This is a genomic window from Lactobacillus sp. C449L (assembly GCF_059900815.1).
In genome coordinates this window covers 1-397 of sequence record NZ_JBWXGA010000434.1, presented here as the reverse complement: position 1 = coordinate 397, position 397 = coordinate 1, and the positions used below count along the sequence as shown (strand labels likewise).

Annotated in this window: 1 protein-coding gene; it reads left to right on the top strand. The window is 66.0% G+C overall.

The window, feature by feature from the left end; all coding sequences use genetic code 11:
• The coding region (locus AC2JF9_RS10150) for an Ig-like domain-containing protein (protein ID WP_500727518.1) at positions 1-397 on the top strand (397 nt) is incomplete at both ends.

Genomic DNA, 397 nt, shown 5'->3' with positions numbered 1-397 from the left:
GAACAGCTGGTCGCCCATGACGACAGCTTCACCGTCAAGAAGGGCGAGGCGATCTCCCTCACGGCCGCGATGCTTCTCGCTAACGACGTCGATGCCGATGGAGATGAGCTCTGCATCGTCGCGGTAGACGAGGACGAACATGGTGAGGCCGTGCTGAACGAGGACGGCACCATCACCTTCACGCCGAAGGCCGGCTTCACCGGCACCGCCTCGTTCACCTACCTGGTGAGCGACGGACGGGGCAACTACGACCAGGGCAAGGTGACGATTGCGGTGAATGACGACAGCTCCCAGCCGGCTCAGCCGCCCGCGGAACAGCCCCCGGTCGTCACCCCACCGGTGGTCGAGAAGCCGGCGCCTGAGGACTTGGTCTGCCGCGGCGGCCGAGGCCATGACC